The following is an 18,894-nucleotide window of genomic DNA, read 5'->3' as shown; positions in this document are numbered from 1 at the left end:
ACCGCACCCCGGAGCTGCCCCTGACGGACGGCCGCGTCCTGCGCACGCGCACCTCACGGCCAGTGGGCTATACCGACCTACGGACCCGGATATGGTGTCAATCCTGAAGGGCAAACAACCCATCCCGCTCGGCGTTGTCGAGAAGTCGATCCGATTGGTCGGCATGATGCCACCGAGATCGAAGGAGTGACCAGGGCCCAGGCGATCGACCGGCTCAGAAGCTTCTGGGCGGAGCAGTGATCACACCGGCCGAACAGGAAGACTCAGTCGCGCACGAGAACAGGCCCGAGCTCGGTGGAGGGCGAGTGTGGAACCGGAAGGTGCCGACGTGGGTCGGATATGGTGACGGCCGTCTGCCGACGTTCAGGGAGGGAATCGTGCGCACCACTCGCACCGCCATTGCCGGACTGGTCACTCTCGCGGTCGCGACGGGGCCACCGATCTTGGCGACCTCGATTTCGTCGAGCACGGTCGTGAACTGCGGACTATCAGCTGCTTGACCAGGCGTGACCAGCAGCGACAACACGCGGCAGCCCTGTTCACACGCCAGATGCAGCTTCGTCGTCCAGCCACCCCGCGACCGACCCAAACCATGATCAGCCGGCTCGAGCTCACCGTCGCCGCCCGGTGGCTCGGCCTGGGCGGCACCGTCACGACGGGCTCCTGCGGCGTGTTGGTGGGCGCGCATGATCGTCGAGTCCACACTCACCTGCCAGCCGATCGATCCCGTCGCGTCGGCGAAGACCTGCAACATTTTCACGATCAACCACCACACCCCGCCCCGCTGCCACCGCCTGAACAACCCATAGACCGCCGACCAGGACCCGTATTGCGGCGGCACGTCACGCCAGGGGCAGCCGACCCGGGTCCGCGACCGGATCCCGTCGGTGAGCTGCCGTTTGGTCCACATCGGCGGGCGGCCCGCCTTCTTCGGTCGGGGCAGCAACGGCACCAACCGCGCCAACTGGGCATCGGTCAGGTCCGCTCGCCCCGCCACCGCTACGCTGGTCACGAGGTCTCCGGCACTGATTCAGGTTTGCTTGGTCGCTAACCCGAACTACCGGAGACCGGGAGCCGCGCGCAGGTGCTCGCCCTCGCGCTCGCCATCCCGAACGAGCACCTCGCCGACGGGCTGCTGCGCTGCCTCGCGCACCGGTGGGCAGACCACACGGGCCACCGCGACGAATGGGCGCTGTGATCTCGATGGAACCAGATCGGCCACCGCCGCGTCCTATATCGTGACGGCCATCTGTCGATGCCAGGGAGGGACATGCACACCACCATCGCCGCACGCGCCATGATCGCCGGGGCCGCGGTCCTCGCGCTGACGACCGGATGCGGAACCGAGATCGGTGGACAAACCACGTCGGCCGCGCCGACCACGCCCGCGATGGACAACCTGCTCAACCCGTGCACCGACATCCCCGACGAATGGCTGATCGAGACCGGACTCGATCCGTCCACCGAACGCGACCTCGTCAACCCAACCGAGGCATCGGCGTGGCGCAACTGCGGATGGAACTCCGCCGACCAGCCCTACCGCATGGACCTGATGTCCAGCAGCCGCACCCTCGACGAAACCCGCAACAGCACCAGCGTCAACATCCTCGGCGACACGACGGTCGGCGCCAGGCCCGCGCTGCTCACGCGAGTCAAATCCGACACCACCAACGAAACCTGCTACGTGACCTTCCCCGCCCAACAAGGCTCGTTCACCGTGACGGTCGGGTGGCTACGCAGCGACCCCCCGCAGAACATCTGCGACATTGCGGTCGAGCACGCCACAGATCTCGAAGCGCACCTACCGAAGTGACCAGGAACGAAGGGGACCACGATGACCGACGACAACATGGCAGGTCACCTGAAGACCTGGCAGACCTACAAACAACAGGGCATCAGCGGCGAATTCAAGATGGAGCACGACATCGGCGCGGCGCTCGCGGCCCGCTGCGATACGCTCGTCCAAGACCTCTACCAGGCCAAACGCGATGCTCAGGGACTGGAATTCCTCGGCGGGTACGGTGGCCTCCCCTCCGCCCAGGACCTCCAGCGCAAGTACCAGCAGAAGGCGGTCGGCGGCGCCGAGCACGACCCGAACGACAACGCCGTCGCCCGCATCCAGCAGCACATCGAGATTGTGGAAACCATGCGCGACGCCTACCTCGCCGCGATCGGCCAACTCCAGAACGTCGACCAGTACAACAGCCAACAGATGAACGGCCAGACCGACCAGGTGCGGTAACACCACCCATGGAGTAAGCGATCATCGGGCAATCCCCGCGCCCACAACATCAGGGCGTCTCCTGTGCCCAACCCACCCGCACCCTGCACATCGAACCACACTGGGGCACAAGTAAACTCGCCTCGATCGAACGCGGAGAAATCAAGGACTGGATAACCAGCATCGACCGCGCGCCCTCGACCGTGGCCGACATTCACGCCGTGTTCTCGATGATCCTCGACGAGGCAGTCGAGGAGAAACGTATCGCGGCGAACCCCGCCGCGAAGATCGACCTACCCCGACGCGTGCCCGTCGATCACGTCTACCTCACGCACGACCAGATGGCCGGCGTCGCCGCCGAGTGCAGCAAGGGCAGCGCAATCGTGATGCTGCTCGCGTACTCCGGCCTGCGCTGGGGCGAGATGGCGGCTCTGCGCCCGCGTGATGTCGACCTCCGGCGGCGCCGAATCCACGTCGTCAGCTCGGCGTCGACGATCAACGCGCGGACGGTGACCACGACACCGAAGACGTGGGAGCTCCGTTCGGTCGCGATACCGACCGAAGTCGCCGAACTCCTCGCGCCGGTCGTCGCCGCGCAGCGCGATCCGGCGGGCCTGCTCTGGTCTCGGCCCGACGGGTCACCGATCCGGCCGCCGACCACAACCCACTGGTTCATCAAGGCGGTAGGCCGGTGTATCGCAGCGTCTCGGTGCCGGTCGACGAGGACGGCACCCCGGGCCCGGCGACGTTCCCGCGCGTGACCGGGCACCAGCTCCGGCACACCGCCGCGTCTCTTATGATCGCCAGCGGCGCGCACGTGAAGACCATTCAGCGCCAGCTCGGGCACAAGTCCGCAGCCATGACGCTCGATAACTACGGCACCTGTTCGACGACGACCTCAACGGCGTGGCCGATCGGATGGGCAAGGGGCTGCGGGCCGCGAAGGACCGTGCCCAAAATGTGCCCAAACGGCCCGACCTCCGGGTTGCCGGGGCATGAAAAAGGCCCCTCACCTGCAGCGCAAGTGAGAGGCCTGTCGTGGAGCTGCCGGGAATCGAACCCGGGTCCTCCGCCGCGTCTTCAGGGCTTCTCCGTGTGCAGTTCGCTGTGTCTCTGCTCGGATCTCTCGGTCACGCGAACAAGCCGAGATGACGATCCCAGTCGCTGTTGGATGTCCCGTCCGTCTCCGCGACCGAGGCGGACGGTGAGCCCTCTAGCTGATGCCGGCACCGGGACCGAGGGCATATCCCGGGCCGACAGAGACGCTTCGCTTAGGCAGCGAGAGCGTACTCGCGCTGATGAGAATCGGCGCTTAATTGGTTGCAACGACGCTTACGGTGGTCTCTTGCCTGCACCGACACGCTTCCCCTGAATCAACGTACGCAGTCGAAACCGTTCAGCCCCGTACGTGCCCGCACCTTGCGGGCTAGTTACTTTAACATCGTACGCCGCCCGGATCATCCCGGTTTTTCGCCGCGGCGGGGCGTGGTGCCGATCACGATGCGGGGCCGGCGAACGGCTCGGCAACGGGGGCCGGACAGGGCCGTTCCTGGCGCGAATCACAAAGATGTCACGCCGGTACCCACCGCTGGCTACCGCCGGGTATCTTCTCGAATCGGCCACCGGCGAGACCCAGCCATCCGGCGGCCGGAGTAGGAAGCGACTGATGCGAACCATCGGCCGGCGCCACCGTCTGTTCCACACCGCCGTGATCGGTTCGGTTCTGGGATTGGCGCTGGTCACCGGGTGTACCGACGCGGCCGAGCAGGCCGGTCCCGGCGTCACCGACGCGCCGTGCCCCCAGGCACTCGACGAGTCCAAGGGCTGCATCTACCTGGGGGTGCTGTCGGATCTGGCGGACGGTCCGTTCACCGCGCTCGGGTCCTCCATCCACGACGGACAGCGGGCGTTCTGGCACGCGGTCAACGCGGCGGGCGGTATCGCGGGCCGCGAGGTGGACATCAGCACCTACGCCAGGAACACCGGCTACGACCCGCAGCGGCACCGGGCCGAGTACGCGCGGATCGAGCCGCACGTGCTGGCGCTGGCGATGAGTTTCGGCACCGCCCAGACGATGGGGGTGCTGCCGGAGATGGAAGCCGCCGGGGTGGTGACCGGCGCGGGCACGCTGTGGTCGGGCTGGCAGTACCCGGACACCGACCGGAACCTGGTGCTGGACTACGGCTTCTCCTACTGCGCGGAGGCGGTGCTCGGGCTGGACTGGTTCAGCGGCGCCCACTATCTGCCCAGCGGGATCGGCATCGTCGCCTATCGCGGCAACTACGGCGGTGACTACGCGAGCGGAGCGATGCGCTGGGCCGCGGCCAACGGCATTCCGGTCACCGCCCGCATCGACACCGGGCCGAACTCGGAGGTCGGCAACCAGGACGGGCCGGTGGCGACGATCCTGGCGAGCAAACCGGACGTGGTCGTACTGGCGACCGGCCCGGTCGAGGCCGCGGAGATCATCGGCAAGCTGGTCGCGGGCGGCTACGAGGGCCGGTTCCTCGGCTCGACGCCGACCTGGAACAGTGCCCTGCTGCGGACTCCGGCCGCCGAGGCGATCACCGCCCTCTACAACTACACCTCACCGTTCGACGGCTGGGACGGGCACAGCGCGGGTGCGGCCAAGGCCCGCGCCGCAACCACCGAACCGCCCGCGAACTGGGGCTACAACCTGGGCTGGGCCACCTCGTATCCGATGAAGGAACTGCTCACCGCGGCGGCCGCGCAGGGCCCGCTGACCCGCGCCGCGCTGCGGCGGGCGTTGAGCGGCCTGACGGTCGACTCCGAGGGCATGGCACCGCAGCGGCGCTACGGCACCGACCGGCCCGACCTCGCCGCGGAGCGGGCGGTGATCAGTGTGCCGGACCCGGACGCACCGTTGGGTTCGCGCACGCTGGCCGCCGACTACCGTGGTCCGACGCTCGAGCGCATCACCTTCTCCGGGCCGTGCGCGCGGCTCTGAGGATCAGCGCATGCCCTTGACGCGACGGCCCAGCTCACGGGTCACCTCGCGTTCGGCGGTGCGGCGGGCCAGATCCTGGCGCTTGTCGTAGTCCTGCTTACCGCGCGCCAACGCCAGCTCGACCTTGACCTTGCCGTCGGAGAAGTACATCGACAGCGGCACCAGCGTCTGGTTGCCCTCGCGGGATTTACCGACCAGCCGTTCGATCTCGCGCTTGTGCAACAGCAGCTTTCGCACGCGGCGGGGCGAATGATTGGTCCAGGTGCCGTGGCTGAACTCGGGGATGTGCAGGCCGCGCAGCCACACCTCGCCGTTGTCGACGGTCGCGAAGGCGTCCACCAGCGAGGCCTTGCCCTCGCGCAGACTCTTGACCTCGGTACCGACCAGCACGATCCCGGCCTCGTAGGTGTCCAGGATCGTGTAGTTGTGCCGCGCCCGGCGGTTGGTCGCGATGACCTTTCGCCCCTTCTCCTTCATAACGGTCAACTCTAAGTGACGCGGCAACCGAATTATTCCCCCGGCGGGCCGGGCTCAGCCGCCGGGGCGCACCAGCAGGTAGAGCACGAGGACGCCGGCGAACGCGGCCACCATCAGCACCGTCGACAGGCGCGGCCTGCCCAGCCTGCGCGGCCCGCGTCTGCGGCCGAGCCACACCGACTCCACGGCCGCGTCGAGGGGGCCGTGCGGTGCCGGGGCGGGGGCGTCGGGCGGTGCGGTGGGGCTGGATGCTTCCGAACCTCCGCCGTCGGAGGGGGCGTCACCGGGTGCCATGCGTGCACGGTAACGCCCGGCGGGGGCACCGCGCCTGCCCACCACACCGGGTGTTGTGATTCGGTGATGTAACCCGGACCACTCAGGCGATGCGGCGGGCGAATTCCTCGGTGCCCGCGGCGGTGGCCGCATCCACGGTCACCACACGCAGATCCACGCTCGCGGGTCCGAATTCCATGACCATGAACCCGAGTTGGTGGTAGCTCTCGAACAGCGCCGGGGTGCCGCCCTCGACCTGGCGCGGTAGCGCGCCGACGGTCTTGGCGGCGGCGCCGGAGACGATCTGGCGAGTGCCCTTGGCCGCCGGGCCCGGGTCGAGCACCTGCAGGCAGTGGTCGTGGCCGGACAGGATGAAGTGGCAGGCGCCGAGGACATGTTCGGCGAAGAAGCGCTGCACGTGCACGCCGTTGATCGGCTCCAGCGTGAGCCCTTCGTAGCGGCCTGCGTTACCGTGCGGGCCGTTGCTCAGGTACGGGTGATGGGTGCACACGACCTTCCACCGCGCGGGCGACTCGGCGACCGCGCGGTCGAACCAGGTGCGCTGCTCGGTCATGTACTGACCGTCCACCGACCAGTAGGGCGAGAGGATCGGCGGGATGTAGGCGGCGAGCGGGTTGAGATCGAGCACGAAGAACTCGACGACCGGGTCGGGGTCGGGCACCCGCACCGAGTAGTACCGGCTCGGCATCCACCAGCGGGGTGAGACGGCGTGGTACTCGACCTCGTGATTGCCGCGCAGCAGCCAGCCACCGTCGCCGGGCAGGATCGAGCTGGTGTCGTGGTTGCCGAGCACCATCGCCCACGGGAAGTCCAGGCCGGTGTTGGGTTGCTCGAACTTGGCACCGAACTGGATGTCGTCGCCGCTGTTCGGGCCGGTCTCGTAGATGTTGTCGCCGAGGCCGAGCGCCATGCCGAAGGGTTCGCGGGCGTGCCAGGCGCGGGCGGCGTCGGCGACGGCCCACTGGGTGCGGGTGCCGGTGCCCGCGTCGCCGGTGACGAGCACCCGCACCGAGCGGCCGGTGGGAAAGCCGAACTTCTGCACGCCCGCGTCGACCGGCACGGCCTGGGCCGGGGTGAGCCCGGCTAGCCCGACACCCGCCGCGAGCGCGGCCGCGCCGGTCAGCAGTTCCCGGCGCCCGATGCCCTGTGCCTCACTCATCCCCGGCCCTCCACCCGTCGACGTTCCGCACATCCTCGCCCATCCTGGCCTTTCCCGCGCTCCGGGCGCACGCCGCCGGCCTCATGCGGCGGCGAGCACGTCGAGCACCTGCTGACCGTACTTGGCCAGCTTGTTCTCGCCGACCCCGCCGACGCCGCCGAGCTCGGCCAGCGTGGTCGGCTTGCGCGCAGCGATCTCGCGCAGCGTCGCGTCGTGGAAGACGACGTAGGCGGGCACCCCCTGTTCCTTGGCCGTGGCGGCCCGCCATTCGCGCAGCTTCTCGAACACCGGCACGTCGGCGGCGGGCAGATCGGCGACCACCGCGCGCGCGGCCTTACCGCCGCGCGCCTGCTTGACCGGGCGCTCGGGTTCGCGCCGCAACATCACCTTGCGGCCGCCGAAGAGCACCTCCTCGCTGGCCGGGGTGAGCGTCAGCACCCCGTAGTCGCCGCGCACCGCGAGCAACCCCTGTGCCAGGAGTTGTCGCACCACGCCGCGCCACTCGGTGTCGCGCAGATCGGCACCGACACCGAACACCGTCAGTTCGTGGTGGTCGTACTGCAGCACCTTGGGGTTCTTCTTGCCGAGCAGGATGTCGAGCACGTGGCCCGCGCCGAAGGCCTGGCCGCGTTCCCGGTCGAGCCGCAGCACCGCCGAGAGCAATTTCTGGGCGGCCACGGTGCCGTCCCAGGATTCGGGTGGATTCAGGCAGGTGTCGCAGTTGCCGCAGCCGGTGCCGTGCTGGCCGAAGTAGGCCAGCAGTTGCGCACGGCGGCAGTCCACGGTTTCACACAGCGCGAGCATCGCGTCCAGATGCAGCTGCAACTGCCTGCGGTGCGCGGCGTCGCCCTCGGAGGAGTCGATGAGTTTGCGCTGCTGCACCACGTCGTTGAGGCCGTAGACCATCCACGCGGTCGCGGGCAGTCCGTCGCGGCCCGCGCGACCGGTCTCCTGGTAGTAGCCCTCCACCGATTTGGGCAGGTCGAGATGGGCAACGAAGCGGACGTCCGGCTTGTCGATACCCATGCCGAAGGCGATGGTGGCGACCACCACGAGGCCGTCCTCGCGCAGGAACCGGGACTGGTTCGCCGCGCGGGTGCGGTTGTCCAGGCCCGCGTGATACGGCACCGCCCCGATGCCGTTCTCGTTCAGGAAGGCGGCGGTCTTCTCCACGGAGTTGCGCGAGAGGCAGTACACGATGCCCGCGTCGCCGGGGTGCTCGGTGCGGATGAAATCGAGCAGTTGCCGCTCGGCGCGGTTCTTCGGCTCGATGCGGTACTGGATGTTGGGCCGGTCGAAGCTGGCGACGAAGCGGCGCGCCGACCCGAGGTCGAGCCGGTGGATGATCTCGTCGCGGGTCTTCTCGGTGGCGGTGGCGGTGAGCGCGATGCGCGGCACGTCCGGCCAGCGCTCGTGCAGCATCGACAGCGCCAGGTAGTCGGGGCGGAAGTCGTGGCCCCACTGCGCGACGCAGTGCGCCTCGTCGATGGCGAACAACGCGACCGTGCCACGGTCGAGCAGCCGCGCGGTGGACTCCAGCCGCAGCCGCTCCGGGGCGAGGTAGAGCAGGTCGAGCTCCCCGGCCAGGAACTGCGCCTCGACGGTGGCGCGCTCGTCGGGGAACTGGGTGGAGTTGAGGAAGCCGGCGCGCACGCCCAGCGCGGACAGGGCATCGACCTGGTCCTGCATCAACGCGATGAGCGGCGAGACCACCACCCCGACACCGGGCCGCACCAGCGCGGGCACCTGGTAGCACAGCGACTTGCCGCCGCCGGTCGGCATCAGCACCAGGGCGTCGCCACCGCCGATGACGTGCTCGACGATGGCCGCCTGGTCGCCGCGGAAGCTGTCGTACCCGAAGACGCGCCGCAGAACCTCTTGTGCCGCACCGATTCCGGCCCCGGAGGGGGCGTCGGTGGCGGGCGAGAAGGCGTCGGGGTGATCCACGCGGCCCATCCTACGAGCGCCGCCCGACACCCGCGCCCCGGACGGCGTCCGTTTCCCGGCTCACACCCCGAGTTGTCCACAGGTGGACAACTCGCTCACTCCCGCACGTAGTAGCGCAGCGTGACATAGGCCGCGACCGCGGCGGCCAGCACGCCGACCGGTGCGATGGTCAGCGCGACCACGGCGATGTCGTCGCCGGTGATGCGGGGGAACACATTGCTGTCGAACAGCGGCCCCAGCGCCCGGTCGATCACCAGCGGACGCGCGACCAGCAGTCCGGCGATCGCCAGCAGGGACCCGATCACCGCCGCGACCACGGCCTCGAGCAGGAACGGCAGCTGGGTGTACCAGCGGGTCGCGCCGACCAGGCGCATGATGCCGACCTCGGTGCGGCGGGTGAACGCCGCGATCTGCATCATGTTCGCGATCAGCAGCAGCGCCGCCAGCGCCATCACCACCGCCAGGCCGAAGGCCGCGTTGCGCAGGCCGTCGAACAACCGCAGCAGCCGGTCGACGAACTCGCGATCGTTGGCGACCGTGCGCACGCCCTCGCGGTCGGCGAAGGTCTGATAGATGTGCTCGTACTGGCCGCCGTCGGTCATCTTCACCCGCATCGAGGCGGGCAGCGGCGTCTCGGAGATGTACTGCACCATCTCCGGCTGGTCCTCGAACAGCTTCTTGGCCTCCTCGAGGGCGGCCGCGCGGTTGAGGAACTGCACGCTCACCACGCCCGAGGTGGCCTTCATGTCCGCCAGCAGCGTCTTGCACGGGTCGGCGGCGCAGTCGGGGTCGTTGTCGGAGATGTTCTCGTCGAGGTAGAAGCGCACCTCGAGCCGGCCGGTGAAGTACTGCTCGGTCTTGTCGGCCATCCGCACCGACAGCAGGCCGCCGCCGAGCATCGCCAGCGAGACCGCGGTGGTGAGGATCATCGCCACGGTCATGGTCACGTTGCGGCGCAGGCCGGTGACGACCTCGCCGAGCAGGAAGCTGCCGCGCATTACCGCCCCACCCCGTAGACGCCGGTCGCCTCGTCGCGCACCAGCCTGCCGTGATCGAGTTCGACCACCCGTCTGCGCATCGCGTCGACGATGTGGTTGTCGTGGGTGGCCATCAGCACCGTGGTGCCGGTGCGGTTGATGCGCTCGAGCAGCAGCATGATCTCGCCGCTGGTGTCGGGGTCGAGGTTGCCGGTCGGCTCGTCGGCCAGCAGCACCAGCGGCCGGTTCACGAACGCGCGCGCGATCGCCACGCGCTGCTGCTCACCACCGGACAGCTCGCTGGGCAGCCGGTCGGCCTTGCCGCCGAGGCCCACCATGTCGAGCACCTCGGGGACGGTGCGCTCGATGACCTGACGCCGCTTGCCGATCACTTCCAGCGCGAACGCCACGTTCTCCTGGACCGTCTTCTGCTGCAGCAACCGGAAGTCCTGGAACACGCAGCCCATCCGCTGACGCAGCTTGGGAACCTTGCGCCCGGGCAACCGGTCGACCCGGAAATCGGCGACCCGGATCTCTCCGGCCGTCGGCGACTCCTCCTTGAGCAGCAGCCGCATGAAGGTCGACTTCCCGGAACCGGACGGTCCGATGATGAAGACGAACTCGCCCTTGTCCACATCCACCGTGATGTTGTCCAGCGCGGGTCGCGTCGAGGTCTTGTACGACTTGGTGACGTTCCGCATGGTGATCACGGGGAGCCAGTGTAGCCAGCGGGCGCGGCGGCCGACCGGGCCCCGCGGCCGCTACGGGCCCGATTGCCCGGTGTTCGCCGAGGCGGGCACCGTGTTGTTGTTCACCACGGCCGGGGTGGTGCCGCTGATCGGGGAGATCTTGGTCGCGACCTGCTGGTCCGGCTTGACGAACACGTACAGCACGAAGGTCGCGATCCAGGCCGCGACCAGGATCGCGGTCGACTTGCGGGGCTTCACGTCCAAAAGCTCGGTCTTCTTACGCAGTTTCACTGATTCCCTCCCGGCGCAGTGCCGAGGCCACCCGGACCCGCAGCTCGCGGCCGACCTCGAACTGCTTGCCCGGCAATGTGCGCGCGACCATCCTGATGTTCATCTGATCCACCGAGAGGTCGTCCAAACCCATCACCGTCGGCTCGTCGAGCAGCAGCGGCTCGAGTCGCGGATCACGGAAGGCCTCGGCGCCTACCTTGTGCAGGATCTCGTTCACCCGGGTGATGTCGGCGCTGGCGGCCACCGGCACGTCGATCGCGGCGCGCGCCCAATCCTTGGACAGGTTGGTCACTTTCACGATCTGCCCGTTCGGCACGGTGATCACCTCGCCGTCGGCGTTGCGCAGCGTGGTGATGCGCAGGGTCACGTCCTCGACCGTGCCCTCGGCCATCTCGGCCGAGCCGGTGACCGCGATCCGGACCACATCGCCGAAGCCGTACTGGCGCTCGGTGATGAGGAAGAACCCGGCGAGGATGTCCTGCACGATGCGCTGCGCGCCGAAGCCGAGCGCGGCGCCGAGCACGGCCGCGGGCGCGACCAGGCCGGTCACCTGGAAGCCGAGGCGCTGCAGCACCTCCATGCCCACCAGCACGTAGGCGATGGTGAGCACCACCCAGGTGAGCACCTGCGCCAGCGCGTGCCGGTGCTTGGCGGCCTCGGTGCGCACCAGGGCGTCGCCGCCGCGGAACCCGGCGTCGATCTTCGCGGTGATCCGGTCGCGTACGTACGTCGCGAACCGGCTGAACAGCATCGCGCCGAGGATCAGCAGCACGATCTCGAGGCCGTTGGAACGCAACCAGGCCGTGTTCTCGGCGGCCGAGGCGAGCGCCGTCACCGCGCCCCTCGCTGCCGCGTCACACCATCCGGAACAAACACGCCAGACAGGCTACCCCGCTCGCGCCGCGGCGACTCGTCCACGCGGGCATCCGAGGTCACCGACATCATCCACCCGTCGATCGAAAGCCGCTCCGCCGCAGGCTAACTCGCTTGACTCTCGCGCATGCGCCAGCGGATGCCGCTCTCGATGAAGCCGTCGATGTCACCATTGAGCACGGCCGAGGGATTGTTCACCTCGTAGTTGGTGCGCAGGTCCTTGACCATCTGGTACGGGTGCAGCACGTACGACCGCATCTGGTTGCCCCAGGACGCGCCCTCGTTGGTCTTGAGGGCGTCCATCTCGGCGCGCTCCTCCTGCCGCTTGCGTTCGAGCAGCTTGGCCTGCAGCACGCGCATGGCCGAGATCTTGTTCTGCAGCTGCGATTTCTCGTTCTGGCAGGTCACGACGATGCCGGTGGGGATGTGGGTGATGCGCACCGCGGAGTCGGTGGTGTTGACCGACTGGCCGCCCGGACCCGACGAACGGTAGACGTCGACGCGGATCTCGGTCTCGGGCACCTCGATGTGGTCGGTGGTCTCCACCACCGGCAGGACCTCGACCTCGGCGAAGGAGGTCTGCCTGCGGCCCTGGTTGTCGAACGGGCTGATCCGCACCAGCCGGTGGGTGCCCATCTCGACCGAGAGGGTGCCGTAGGCGTAGGGGGTCTTCACCGCGAAGGTGGCGCTCTTGATCCCGGCCTCCTCGGCGTAGGAGGTGTCGTAGACCTCCACCGGGTAGCCGTGCCGGTCGGCCCAGCGGATGTACATGCGCATCAGCATCTCGGCCCAGTCCGCGGCGTCCACGCCACCGGCGCCGGAACGGATGTTGACCAGCGCCTCGCGCTTGTCGTACTCGCCCGAGAGCAGGGTGCGGACCTCCATCGCCTCCACGTCGCTGTGCAGCGCGGCGCGCTCGGCGTCGGCCTCCTCGAGCGCGGCCGTCCTGGCCTCGCCCTCCTCGCCCTCGGCGAGTTCGTAGAGCACCGGCAGGTCCTCGAGCCGCCTGCGCAGATCCTCGACCCGGCGCAACTCGCCCTGCGCGTGGGAGAGTTCGCTGGTCACGCGCTGGGCATGGTCCTGGTCGTTCCACAGGTCCGGGTCCGCGGCCTGGTGTTCGAGCTCATCGATGCGGCGGCGCAGTTCCTCGATGTCGAGGACCGACTCGACCGTCTTGAGGGTGGCGTCGAGTTCGGCGAGATCAGCGGAAACGTCAGGATGCACGATCTCCAAGGCTACCGGTCCCCCGCGAGCCGGTGAAACCGCTCACCCGGAGACCGCGCGCAGGCCACCGGGACGCCGCCCGGCCAGGGTGTCCAGGGCCGCGGCGGTGGCCTCGTCCGCGGGCAGGTGCACGACCAGCCGTTGCGCGTCGTCGGCGGAGAGGTCGAGTGTCTCGTAGGCCAGCCGCAACGCGCCGACCTCGGGATGGTTCATCCGCATCACGCCGCTCGCGGCGGGCAGGCCGGGCACCGACGCCACCCGGTCGGTGAACTCCGCGCCCGCCACCACGGTGAGCTGGTCGGCCAGCGCGGCCAGGGCCGGATCGGCGCGGAAGGGCCCCTGCTTGAGGGTGGCGACCCATTGATCGGCGACGTGCGACCAGTCGGGGTAGAGCTCGCGGGCTCGCGGATCGGCGAAGACGTACCAGGCGAGGTGGCCGTCGTTGTCGGGGTCGAACAGCCCGGTCGGCGCCATCAGCCTGCGGTAGGCCGTGGTGGCGGCGACCACGACGCCGGTCTGGTCGAACAGCGCCGCGGCGGCCGGATCGAGGTGGTCGAGCAGGGCGCGCACGGTGGGACGCACCTCGCGGGCGGCCGGCTGCTGCCCCGTGCAGGTGAAGCCCGGGTCGCTCGCCTTCGTGAGGCGATACAGGTGCACCCGCTCGTTCGGGGTCAGCCGCAGGGCGTCCGACAGCGCCGACAGCACCGCGGGCGAGGGCCTGCGGTCGCGGCCCTGTTCGAGCCGGGTGAGGTATTCCACGCTCACCCCGGCCAGCGTCGCCAGTTCGGCACGCCGCAGGCCGGGGGTGCGGCGCCGCGGGCCCGCGGGCAGGCCGACCCGGGCGGGCTCGACGGCTTCGCGCCGGGACCGCAGGAACAGACCCAACTCGTTGTCGCTCACCCCTGGAACGGTACAAGCGCGCGGCGCCGGAAGGGTGGCCCTCGTACTACCACCCTGACCGCGGTCTCCCTGGTCGGCGCCGCCGTCGGCAGTCTCGACAGCGGCGGACGCGACCGGCGCGACCGCGCGACAGGGGAAGGAACACGAGATGTCGGCATTGAGGCTCGCGGTGATCATCGGCAGCGTCCGGGAAGGCCGGTTCGGCCCGACCGTCGCCGCATGGACGGCCGAGCAGGCGGTCGCGGACGGCCGCTTCGAGGTGGACGTGATCGATCTGGCGGAGATGGAGTTGCCGCACGCGCTGCCGGCGACCCCACCCGCCCTCGAACCCGATCCGCCCCGCCCGGCGGGCATGCGGGAGCTGAGCGAGCGGTTGGCGGCGGCGGACGCCTTCGTGATCGTCACGCCCGACTACAACCGCAGCTACCCGGCGGCACTGAAGGCCGCCATCGACTGGCATTTCACCCAGTGGGACGCCAAGGCGATCGGTTTCGTCGGCTACAGCGGCGCCAGCGGTGGCCTGCTGGCCATCGAACACCTGCGCCAGGTGTTCACCGAGTTGAACGCGCACACGGTGCGCAACTACGTCGCGTTCCCGCGGTACTACCTGCTCTTCGACGAGCAGGGCGGGTTGCGCGACCCCGAGGAGCCCGCGGCCGCGGCGAAGGCCATGTTCGATCAGTTGCACTGGTGGGCGAGCGCGCTGGTGCGGGCGCGGGCGGCGGCGGTGGCGTGACCGGATAATGTTGGCGGCCGTGGCTGCTCACTCCTCCGATCTGGAACTCGCGCTGCGGCTCGCCGACGAGGCCGACGCCATCACCAAGGCGCGCTTCGGCGCCATCGACCTGAAGGTCGACGCCAAGCCCGACCTCACCCCGGTCTCCGACGCGGACCTGGCCGTGGAGGAGTCCATCCGGCGCCTGCTCGCGCACGCACGCCCCGACGACGCGGTCCTCGGCGAGGAGTTCGGCGGCGACGCGGAGTTCCGCGGCAGGCAGTGGGTGATCGACCCGATCGACGGCACCAAGAATTTCGTGCGCGGCGTGCCGATCTGGGCGAGCCTGATCGCCCTGCTCGAGGACGGCGTGCCCGTGGTGGGCGTGGTCAGCGCGCCCGCGCTCGCCCGGCGCTGGTGGGCGGCGAGCGGGTCGGGGGCGTGGACGAGCTTCCACCCGGGCGCGCCGCGACCGATCACCGTCTCGGCGGTCGGCGAGCTGGACGCGGCCAGCCTGGCTTTCTCCAGTCTGTCGGGCTGGCGCGAGCGCGGCCTGCGCGAGCGGTTCCTCGACCTCACCGACGCGGTGTGGCGGGTGCGCGGCTACGGCGACTTCTTCAGTTACTGCCTGCTCGCCGAGGGCGCGGTGGACATCGCCACCGAGCCGGAGGTCTCGCTGTGGGATCTGGCCGCCCTCGACATCCTGGTCCGCGAGGCGGGCGGCCGCTTCACCGCGTTGTCCGGGCAGCCCGGCCCGCACGGTGGTGACGCGGTGGCCACCAACGGCCTGCTGCACGAGGCCGTGCTCTCCCGGCTCTCCCGGGACTGACCCCGGGCGAACCGCCCCCATCGACGGCTCGCCCGGGTGTCGCGGCGCCCCCGACCGGCGCCGCGGCGCGACCGGTCAGCCCGCCGAACCGGTCGGCAGCTGTACCGAGCCCGCGCTCGAGCCGCTGGCGCCCGAGCCCGAGGCCGAGCCGGACCCGCCGGAACCGGTCGGCGGGAACTGCGCCTCGCCCGAACCGAGGTCGACACCCGCGCCGCCCTCGCCCGAGCCCAGATCGAAGATGGGTCCGCCGGACCCGAAGTCGACCTGCGGACCGCCCGGGTCCACGTCGACGTCGGCGGGCACCAGCGGTAGGCCCGGCTCGGCATGCGCGGGCGCGCACACGATTCCGGCGGCCAGGGCGATACCGGCCGCCAGCACAACACGTTTCATGGTCAAGACCTCCGTTTCGGGGGACAGGTGCCGACACGGTAGCCGAATCCGGCAGCTTCTGAAGTGCCTTTGTTTCAGAAAGAATCCACCGGGACGCCGTCACACTTGCCGGGGACGACTCGACGCCCTTCTTACTCTGGAGTAAGGTGGGTCTTACTCAGGAGTAAGATAGCGACGACCTGACCTCACCCCACCCCAGCAGAAACCAGGTGATGATGAGCACTCGAGACAGCGCGACGAAGCGACGTCCCGCCGCCGGACGCAGCGACGACTCCGCCGTCGGCCTGAACCAGCCCAAGCGGGACTGGATGGGCGCGGCCATGCGGGTCATGACGACGATCACCGGCTCCGACCTCGTCGAGAAGTACAACCTGCGCAAGCCCATCGAGCGCGTCACCTACGAAGGCACCAAGACCGGCTTCCGCACCCTCGGCGCGGCGACCAGGGCCTTCAACAAGGTGGCGGGCAACGGGGCGCCGAAGCGGCTGCCGGACAACGAGTCCAAGAACAAGGACCTGTTCGACCTCACCCCCACCGACGATCAGCAGATGATCGTCGAGACGGTCAAGGAGTTCGCCGCCGAGATCCTGCGGCCCGCCGCGGCAGGCGCCGACGCCGAGGCCAAGGCCCCCGCCGACCTGGTCGCCCGCGCCGCCGAACTGGGCATCACCGTCATCAACGTGCCCGAGGAGCTCGACGGTGTGGCCACCGAGCGCGGCGCGGTGACCAACTCGCTGGTCGCCGAGGCCCTCGCGCACGGTGACATGGGCCTGGCGCTGCCGATCCTGGCCCCCAGCGGTGTCGCGGTCGCGCTCGCGCAGTGGGGCACCGACGCCCAGCAGCGCACCTACCTGCCCGCCTTCGCCGGGGAGAACGTGCCGCAGGCCTCCGTGGTGATCGCCGAGCCGCGCCCGCTGTTCGACCCGTTCGCGCTGCAGACCAAGGCCACCCGCTCCCCCAGCGGCTACCGCCTCAACGGCGTCAAGAGCCTGGTGCCCGCGGCCGCCGACGCCGAACTGTTCCTGGTCGCCGCCGAACTCGACGGGCGCCCCGCGCTGTTCATCGTCGAGTCCGACGCGCAGGGCCTGGTCGTGGAGGCCGACCCGAGCATGGGTCTGCGCGCGGCGGGCATCGGCAGGCTGATCCTGAACAACGTGGCCGTCTCCGCCGAGGCCGTGCTGGGCGACAGCGACCCGGCCGCGCGCGCCGAGGAGTACGCCGACGCCGTCCGGCTGGCCCGCCTCGGCTGGGCCTCGCTGGCCGTCGGCACCGGTCAGGCCGTGCTGGACTACGTGATCCCCTACGTCAACGAGCGCGAAGCGTTCGGCGAGCCGATCTCGCACCGGCAGGCGGTGGCGTTCATGGTCGCCAACATCGCCATCGAACTCGACGGCATCCGCCTGGTGACGATGCGCGGCGCCGCCCGCGCCGAGCAGGGCCGCTCCTTCGGCCGCGAGGCCGCGCTGGCCCGCAAGCTCGCCACCGACAAGGGCATGCAGATCGGCCTGGACGGCGTGCAGCTGCTCGGCGGCCACGGCTTCACCAAGGAACACCCGGTCGAGCGCTGGTACCGCGATCTGCGGGCGATCGGCGTCGCCGAGGGCGTCGTCCTCATCTGACCCGGCTCGTTTCTTTCTTCAGGAGACCCCTTCCATGATCAATCTCGAACTCCCCAAGAAGCTGCGGGCCAGCGCCAACCAGGCCCATCAGGTCGCGGCGCAGATCTTCCGCCCGATCTCGCGCAAGTACGACCTGGCCGAACACGAATACCCGGTCGAACTGGACACCATGGCCGCCATGGTGGAGGGCCTGGCCGACTCGGGCACCCAGAAGATCAGCGGCGCCAGCGGCGGCCGCTCCGACGACGAGCACGCCACCGAACTGCTCGGCAACAGCAACGGCGGCAACATGTCCGCGCTGCTGAACGCCCTGGAGACCTCCTGGGGTGACGTCGGCCTGATGCTGTCCATCCCCTACCAGGGCCTGGGCAACGCCGCCATCGCCGCGGTCGCCACCGACGAGCAGCTGAAGCGCTTCGGCAAGGTGTGGGCCGCGATGGCCATCACCGAACCCTCCTTCGGCTCCGACTCCGCGGCCGTGAGCACCACCGCGGTGCGCGACGGCGACGAGTGGGTGCTCAACGGCGAGAAGATCTTCGTCACCGCGGGCCAGCGCGCCACCCACATCGTGGTGTGGGCGACGCTGGACAAGAGCCTCGGGCGCGCGGCGATCAAGTCGTTCGTGGTGCCCCGCGACGCTCCCGGCCTGTCGGTGGCCCGGCTCGAGCACAAGCTCGGCATCCGCGCCTCCGACACCGCCGTGCTGCTGCTGCAGGACTGCCGCATCCCGGCCGACAACATCCTGGGCAGCCCGGAGATCAACGTGGAGAAGGGTTTCGCGGGGGTCATGCAGACCTTCGACAACACCCGCCCGCTGGTCGCCGCGATGGCGGTGGGCGTGGCCCGCGCCGCCCTCGAGGAACTGCGCCGCCTGCTCGACGCCGCGGGCATCGAGGTCTCCTACGACACCCCGGCGATGAACCAGCACGCCGCGGCCGCCGAATTCCTGCGCATGGAGGCCGATTACGAGGCCGCCTACCTGCTCGCGCTGCGCGCGGCGTGGATGGCCGACAACAAGAAGCCGAACTCGCTGGAAGCCTCGATGTCCAAGGCCAAGGCGGGCCGCACCGGCACCGACGTCACCCTCAAGGCCGTCGAACTCGCCGGCACCCTCGGCTACTCCGAGCACACCCTGCTCGAGAAGTGGGGCCGCGACTCGAAGATCCTCGACATCTTCGAAGGCACCCAGCAGATCCAGCAGCTGATCGTCGCCCGCCGCGTGCTCGGGCTGACCAGCGCCGAACTGAAGTAGGCCGGGCTGAAGTAGCAAACACGGCGACGGGACCGGTGCGGGTCGGGTGGGCTCGCACCGGTTCGTCGT

At 69.7% G+C, this 18,894-nt stretch carries 19 protein-coding genes, 1 other RNA gene and 1 pseudogene; 8 read left to right on the top strand and 13 right to left on the bottom strand.

Annotated features, from left to right (window positions below):
- Window positions 1–415 precede the first annotated feature (415 nt).
- Window positions 416–1,012, bottom strand: a pseudogene (locus tag AMO33_RS30710) (IS5 family transposase); the annotation flags it as partial.
- Between the two features lie 258 nt (window positions 1,013–1,270).
- Here AMO33_RS30710 and AMO33_RS26510 point away from each other — a divergent pair.
- From AMO33_RS26510 to AMO33_RS32730, 3 genes are all read left to right on the top strand, one after another.
- Window positions 1,271–1,813 carry a DUF3558 domain-containing protein gene (locus AMO33_RS26510; RefSeq protein ID WP_060594672.1) on the top strand — a complete coding sequence of 181 codons (543 nt, stop codon included), beginning with the start codon at window positions 1,271–1,273 and terminating at the stop codon, window positions 1,811–1,813.
- 21 nt (window positions 1,814–1,834) lie between these two features.
- On the top strand, window positions 1,835–2,242 hold the full coding sequence (locus AMO33_RS26505; protein ID WP_060594671.1) for a hypothetical protein: 408 nt from the start codon (window positions 1,835–1,837) through the stop codon (window positions 2,240–2,242).
- A gap of 200 nt (window positions 2,243–2,442) precedes the next feature.
- Window positions 2,443–2,982 carry a tyrosine-type recombinase/integrase gene (locus tag AMO33_RS32730; protein WP_139337533.1) on the top strand — a complete coding sequence of 180 codons (540 nt, stop codon included), beginning with the start codon at window positions 2,443–2,445 and terminating at the stop codon, window positions 2,980–2,982.
- A 275-nt stretch (window positions 2,983–3,257) separates the two neighbouring features.
- Here AMO33_RS32730 and ssrA read toward each other — a convergent pair.
- Window positions 3,258–3,625, bottom strand: a transfer-messenger RNA (tmRNA) gene (gene ssrA, locus AMO33_RS26495).
- Window positions 3,626–3,887: 262 nt separating this feature from the next.
- Here ssrA and AMO33_RS26490 point away from each other — a divergent pair.
- Window positions 3,888–5,189, top strand: coding sequence for an ABC transporter substrate-binding protein (locus tag AMO33_RS26490; RefSeq protein ID WP_060594669.1), 1,302 nt, complete (start codon window positions 3,888–3,890; stop codon window positions 5,187–5,189).
- Window positions 5,190–5,192: 3 nt separating this feature from the next.
- Here AMO33_RS26490 and smpB read toward each other — a convergent pair whose 3' ends face one another.
- The 10 genes from smpB to AMO33_RS26445 form a co-directional block, all read right to left on the bottom strand.
- Complete coding sequence (smpB, locus tag AMO33_RS26485) at window positions 5,193–5,666, bottom strand: SsrA-binding protein SmpB (RefSeq protein ID WP_041560354.1); 474 nt, start codon at window positions 5,664–5,666, stop codon at window positions 5,193–5,195.
- A 54-nt stretch (window positions 5,667–5,720) separates the two neighbouring features.
- On the bottom strand, window positions 5,721–5,960 hold the full coding sequence (locus AMO33_RS31780; protein WP_011211016.1) for a hypothetical protein: 240 nt from the start codon (window positions 5,958–5,960) through the stop codon (window positions 5,721–5,723).
- Between the two features lie 82 nt (window positions 5,961–6,042).
- Window positions 6,043–7,119 carry a metallophosphoesterase gene (locus AMO33_RS26480; RefSeq protein WP_060594668.1) on the bottom strand — a complete coding sequence of 359 codons (1,077 nt, stop codon included), beginning with the start codon at window positions 7,117–7,119 and terminating at the stop codon, window positions 6,043–6,045.
- 81 nt (window positions 7,120–7,200) lie between these two features.
- Window positions 7,201–9,075, bottom strand: coding sequence for a DNA helicase RecQ (gene recQ, locus AMO33_RS26475; protein ID WP_220275526.1), 1,875 nt, complete (start codon window positions 9,073–9,075; stop codon window positions 7,201–7,203).
- A gap of 86 nt (window positions 9,076–9,161) precedes the next feature.
- Window positions 9,162–10,064 (bottom strand): permease-like cell division protein FtsX, encoded by a 903-nt coding sequence (gene ftsX, locus AMO33_RS26470; protein ID WP_011211019.1) that lies wholly within the window; start codon window positions 10,062–10,064, stop codon window positions 9,162–9,164.
- On the bottom strand, window positions 10,064–10,753 hold the full coding sequence (ftsE, locus tag AMO33_RS26465; RefSeq protein WP_011211020.1) for a cell division ATP-binding protein FtsE: 690 nt from the start codon (window positions 10,751–10,753) through the stop codon (window positions 10,064–10,066). The genes ftsX and ftsE overlap by 1 nt, the downstream gene beginning before the upstream one ends.
- 51 nt (window positions 10,754–10,804) lie before the next feature.
- Window positions 10,805–11,023, bottom strand: coding sequence for a hypothetical protein (locus AMO33_RS26460; protein WP_127516226.1), 219 nt, complete (start codon window positions 11,021–11,023; stop codon window positions 10,805–10,807).
- Window positions 11,010–11,858: a mechanosensitive ion channel family protein gene (locus tag AMO33_RS26455; RefSeq protein ID WP_011211022.1), complete on the bottom strand. Its 849-nt coding sequence runs from the start codon at window positions 11,856–11,858 to the stop codon at window positions 11,010–11,012. The genes AMO33_RS26460 and AMO33_RS26455 overlap by 14 nt, the downstream gene beginning before the upstream one ends.
- A gap of 143 nt (window positions 11,859–12,001) precedes the next feature.
- Window positions 12,002–13,120, bottom strand: coding sequence for a peptide chain release factor 2 (gene prfB / locus AMO33_RS26450; RefSeq protein ID WP_011211023.1), 1,119 nt, complete (start codon window positions 13,118–13,120; stop codon window positions 12,002–12,004).
- A 42-nt stretch (window positions 13,121–13,162) separates the two neighbouring features.
- A complete protein-coding gene (locus AMO33_RS26445; RefSeq protein ID WP_060594666.1) occupies window positions 13,163–14,020 on the bottom strand; it encodes a helix-turn-helix domain-containing protein in 858 nt (285 codons plus the stop codon).
- A gap of 148 nt (window positions 14,021–14,168) precedes the next feature.
- Between AMO33_RS26445 and AMO33_RS26440 the strand changes: the two genes are divergently transcribed.
- Both AMO33_RS26440 and hisN read left to right on the top strand, forming a co-directional pair.
- On the top strand, window positions 14,169–14,756 hold the full coding sequence (locus AMO33_RS26440; RefSeq protein ID WP_060594665.1) for an NADPH-dependent FMN reductase: 588 nt from the start codon (window positions 14,169–14,171) through the stop codon (window positions 14,754–14,756).
- A 7-nt stretch (window positions 14,757–14,763) separates the two neighbouring features.
- Window positions 14,764–15,564, top strand: a complete 801-nt coding sequence (hisN, locus tag AMO33_RS26435) for a histidinol-phosphatase (protein WP_060594664.1) — start codon at window positions 14,764–14,766, stop codon at window positions 15,562–15,564.
- Between the two features lie 75 nt (window positions 15,565–15,639).
- Here the strand turns inward: hisN and AMO33_RS26430 are convergent, their stop codons facing one another.
- The gene (locus AMO33_RS26430; RefSeq protein ID WP_139337532.1) at window positions 15,640–15,954 is read right to left on the bottom strand and encodes a hypothetical protein; all 315 of its coding nucleotides are present in this window, start codon (window positions 15,952–15,954) and stop codon (window positions 15,640–15,642) included.
- Window positions 15,955–16,163: 209 nt separating this feature from the next.
- Here AMO33_RS26430 and AMO33_RS26425 point away from each other — a divergent pair, with 209 nt between their 5' ends.
- Together AMO33_RS26425 and AMO33_RS26420 are read left to right on the top strand one after the other, a co-directional pair.
- A complete protein-coding gene (locus AMO33_RS26425) occupies window positions 16,164–17,573 on the top strand; it encodes an acyl-CoA dehydrogenase family protein (RefSeq protein ID WP_373368917.1) in 1,410 nt (469 codons plus the stop codon).
- Between the two features lie 34 nt (window positions 17,574–17,607).
- Complete coding sequence (locus AMO33_RS26420; RefSeq protein ID WP_060594662.1) at window positions 17,608–18,825, top strand: acyl-CoA dehydrogenase family protein; 1,218 nt, start codon at window positions 17,608–17,610, stop codon at window positions 18,823–18,825.
- Window positions 18,826–18,894 lie beyond the last annotated feature (69 nt).

It is taken from the genome of Nocardia farcinica (genome assembly GCF_001182745.1).
Classification (GTDB): domain Bacteria; phylum Actinomycetota; class Actinomycetes; order Mycobacteriales; family Mycobacteriaceae; genus Nocardia; species Nocardia farcinica.
Note: the sequence above shows the minus strand (reverse complement) of the source record. Positions and strands in the feature narration are given on the sequence as shown.

What these genes read in the sequence shown, in the direction of transcription:
- AMO33_RS26510 (WP_060594672.1), top strand. Translation starts at nt 1,271, where the DNA reads ATGCACACCACCATCGCCGCACGCGCCATGATCGCCGGGGCCGCGGTC.
- AMO33_RS26505 (WP_060594671.1), top strand. Translation starts at nt 1,835, where the DNA reads ATGACCGACGACAACATGGCAGGTCACCTGAAGACCTGGCAGACCTAC.
- AMO33_RS26490 (WP_060594669.1), top strand. Translation starts at nt 3,888, where the DNA reads ATGCGAACCATCGGCCGGCGCCACCGTCTGTTCCACACCGCCGTGATC.
- smpB (WP_041560354.1), bottom strand. Translation starts at nt 5,666, where the DNA reads ATGAAGGAGAAGGGGCGAAAGGTCATCGCGACCAACCGCCGGGCGCGG.
- AMO33_RS31780 (WP_011211016.1), bottom strand. Translation starts at nt 5,960, where the DNA reads ATGGCACCCGGTGACGCCCCCTCCGACGGCGGAGGTTCGGAAGCATCC.
- AMO33_RS26480 (WP_060594668.1), bottom strand. Translation starts at nt 7,119, where the DNA reads ATGAGTGAGGCACAGGGCATCGGGCGCCGGGAACTGCTGACCGGCGCG.
- recQ (WP_220275526.1), bottom strand. Translation starts at nt 9,075, where the DNA reads ATGGGCCGCGTGGATCACCCCGACGCCTTCTCGCCCGCCACCGACGCC.
- ftsX (WP_011211019.1), bottom strand. Translation starts at nt 10,064, where the DNA reads ATGCGCGGCAGCTTCCTGCTCGGCGAGGTCGTCACCGGCCTGCGCCGC.
- AMO33_RS26440 (WP_060594665.1), top strand. Translation starts at nt 14,169, where the DNA reads ATGTCGGCATTGAGGCTCGCGGTGATCATCGGCAGCGTCCGGGAAGGC.
- hisN (WP_060594664.1), top strand. Translation starts at nt 14,764, where the DNA reads ATGTTGGCGGCCGTGGCTGCTCACTCCTCCGATCTGGAACTCGCGCTG.
- AMO33_RS26430 (WP_139337532.1), bottom strand. Translation starts at nt 15,954, where the DNA reads ATGAAACGTGTTGTGCTGGCGGCCGGTATCGCCCTGGCCGCCGGAATC.
- AMO33_RS26420 (WP_060594662.1), top strand. Translation starts at nt 17,608, where the DNA reads ATGATCAATCTCGAACTCCCCAAGAAGCTGCGGGCCAGCGCCAACCAG.